This is a genomic window from Acidobacteriota bacterium (assembly GCA_034211275.1).
Classification (GTDB): Bacteria; Acidobacteriota; Thermoanaerobaculia; order Multivoradales; family JAHZIX01; genus JAGQSE01.
The window spans coordinates 1-2,703 of record JAXHTF010000346.1; the positions used below are offsets into that span (position 1 = coordinate 1).

Sequence of the window (2,703 nt, forward strand, 5' to 3'; positions counted from 1 at the left end):
ACTCCACGTGCGCCGTCGCGATGGTGATACCGCGCTCGCGCTCCTCCGGGGCCTTGTCGATGGCGTCGAAGGCCGCGAACTGCGCCATATCCTTGGCCGCCTGAATGCGCGTAATGGCCGCCGTCAGGGTCGTCTTCCCATGGTCCACGTGACCGATGGTCCCGATATTGACGTGCGGCTTCGTCCGCTCGAACTTTTCCTTAGCCATGGCGTTCCAAATGCCTCCTACAAACCGGCGCCCGGGAGGGCGACTTGCCTATTCTCGAAACGGTGAACGACAGCTTTCTAATGTTGGAGCCCACGACCGGATTTGAACCGGTGACCCCTTCCTTACCAAGGAAGTGCTCTACCCCTGAGCCACGTGGGCGCGAAGGACACCGGCCCCGCGCGGACTTTCCGCCCGCTAACAGGCCGGCAGGCAAACTCGCAGAGCGTACCCCTTCTTCAGATGAATGTAAACACCCTTCGCAAACTGCCTCCCCGGGAAGATCGAAGTGCTGAAGACCTCGCCTCCGAGGCTCTACCCGAGGTTCCGCGCGCCGCGCGCACCGGGCGGCGACGGGAAGCCAGAATCATGGCAGAAACCAGCCTTGATTGCAACCCCCCTTCGCCAGAAAACCGGCACCTGCGCTTCCGGCACCGCCGCGCCAGCCCGTTGAGAGCCGACCCCTCTCGGCCTCACCGAAGAGGCCTCAGACGGATCATGAGGAGCTGAAGGGTGGAGAGAGGATGGAGCGGGAGACGGGAATCGAACCCGCGACCAACGGCTTGGAAGGCCGAGACTCTACCACTGAGTTACTCCCGCAGTGGATTGCGGCGCCGGGATGCCTCCTCGGCCGGCGCGACCTGTCCCGACTGCTCACCCAGCCATGGGCTTCGCAGAGCGGGAAACAGTTAGCGATCTGTCAATGAGACCGTCGACAAAGAAATTGGTGGAGGCGGATGGATTCGAACCACCGTAGGGCATAGCCCAGCAGATTTACAGTCTGCCCCCTTTGGCCACTCGGGTACGCCTCCGAAATCTTCTCTTTCAAACCCGTCTGCCGCTCGATGTCGGCTTCGGGAAGCTCTAGCCTTTGGAGCCGGCACGCGGGATCGAACCGCGGACCTACTGTTTACAAGACAGTTGCTCTACCACTGAGCTATGCCGGCCCGAAGAATCAGCACCGCGCCTGAAGCGTTGTCGGTTGCCGGCACCGGAACCGCCACTCGGGGTCTCTCTCTCGAACGACCCCACCGAACTCGTCGTGTGACTCCCGGCCAGAGCGCCCTTCCGGGCAGGTCGGTGAGTTTAGCGTCTCTTCCCCTCGCGGTGCAACCTCTGTCGCTGACGAACTGCCTCATAGAGCATCGCCGCCGCCGCCGTGGCCACATTGAGGGACTCGACGTGACCGCGCATGGGCACGGAAACTAGCCCGTCACAGAGCTTTCGGGTGCGTTGCCGAAGCCCTTTGGCCTCACCACCAAAGCACAGAACGGTGGGACCGGAGAGATCCAGATCCCACGCGGCGGAGCCTCCGGCGTCGGCTCCGTAGATCCAGAAGCCTTCCTTTTTTAGCCGGCCGATCTCCTGACCGCTGTTGGTGATGCGCTCGAGGGCCAGCCACTCGGCGGCACCGGCGGAGGTCTTGACCGCCAACGGCGAGATCGGCGCGCTGCCGCGGTCCCGAATCAGCACCTTCCCCACCCCAGCCCCTTCACAGACCCTCAAGATCGCCCCGAGGTTGCGCGGATCCTGGACGTCCTCCAGCAGCACCACCAGCTGAGGGTCCGCCCCGTCGCCAGGCTGGCTTCCCGCCTCCGCAGGAGCCTGCTGCAGCTCCGCTACCAGACCGTTGTGCACCGCGTCCCCGAGCTTCCTCTCCAGCTCTGCCCTCAGGGAGTCCGGCGCCGGCCCGAACGCGACCCGATGACGGCGGCAGAGGTCCTGGATCTCCGCCTGGCGCTTGCCGCTCCGGCCCACGCTCCACACCCGCACGACCTCGTGAGGGCGGTGGCGCAGCGCTTCGCGGACGGGGTGATAGCCGTAGATGCGATGATCGTTCATCAGGAATGCGGGACGTGGAGGGAGACCTGGAACGACGAAGGCAGGCCCGATGAGCCTGCCCGCGTCCTCCGCCGTCATTGTTTCGCGGCGGCCCCGTTACCAGAGAGCCCCGTCGCGTGGGAGCCTCGTCGAGCCCCCCCGGGAGCACCGCCTCAGACCTCCATGATCTGGTGTTCTTTGTTGCTCAGAGCCTTGTTGATCTCGCCGATGTAGTGATCGTGGAGCTTTTGCATCTCGTCGTGGCCGCGGTGCTCGTCGTCCTGGCTGATCTCCTTTTCCTTCTCCATCTTCTTGAGCTCGTCGTTGCCGTGGCGGCGAGCGGCGCGGACGACGTTGCGGCTCGCCTCCGCCATATCGTGGGCGACCTTGACCAGCTCCTTGCGCCGCTCCTCGGTAAGGCTCGGCACGGGGATGCGAATGATCTTGCCATCATTGGCGGGATTGAGGCCAAGACTGCTCTGCTGGATGGCACGCTCGATGGCGCCGATCTGCGAGGGATCGAAAGGCTGGGCGGTGATCAGGGTCGGATCCGGCACCGTCAGATTGGCCAGCTGATTGAGCGGCGTCGGTGTGCCATAGTAGTCCACCATCACCCCTTCCAGAATGCCCACCGAAGCGCGCCCGGTGCGCAGTTGCTTGAGCTCATTGTGGAAATG

At 64.2% G+C, this 2,703-nt stretch carries 3 protein-coding genes and 4 tRNA genes; all 7 read right to left on the reverse strand.

Translation table 11 applies throughout. The features are described 5' to 3' along the window. On the reverse strand, nucleotides 1-208 hold a 208-nt coding region (locus tag SX243_25785), incomplete at its 3' end, for a GTP-binding protein (GenBank protein MDY7096400.1). Between the two features lie 84 nt (nucleotides 209-292). Next, nucleotides 293-367: transfer RNA gene (locus SX243_25790), tRNA-Thr, on the reverse strand. A gap of 363 nt (nucleotides 368-730) precedes the next feature. Beyond that, nucleotides 731-805 (reverse strand) — tRNA-Gly (locus SX243_25795). 125 nt (nucleotides 806-930) lie between these two features. Continuing rightward, nucleotides 931-1,017 (reverse strand) — tRNA-Tyr (locus SX243_25800). A 60-nt stretch (nucleotides 1,018-1,077) separates the two neighbouring features. Continuing rightward, a tRNA-Thr gene (locus SX243_25805) sits at nucleotides 1,078-1,152 on the reverse strand. 139 nt (nucleotides 1,153-1,291) lie between these two features. Then, a complete protein-coding gene (locus tag SX243_25810) occupies nucleotides 1,292-2,047 on the reverse strand; it encodes an RNA methyltransferase (protein ID MDY7096401.1) in 756 nt (251 codons plus the stop codon). A gap of 152 nt (nucleotides 2,048-2,199) precedes the next feature. Then, a partial coding sequence (gene frr, locus SX243_25815; GenBank protein MDY7096402.1) for a ribosome recycling factor occupies nucleotides 2,200-2,703 on the reverse strand: 504 nt, incomplete at its 5' end.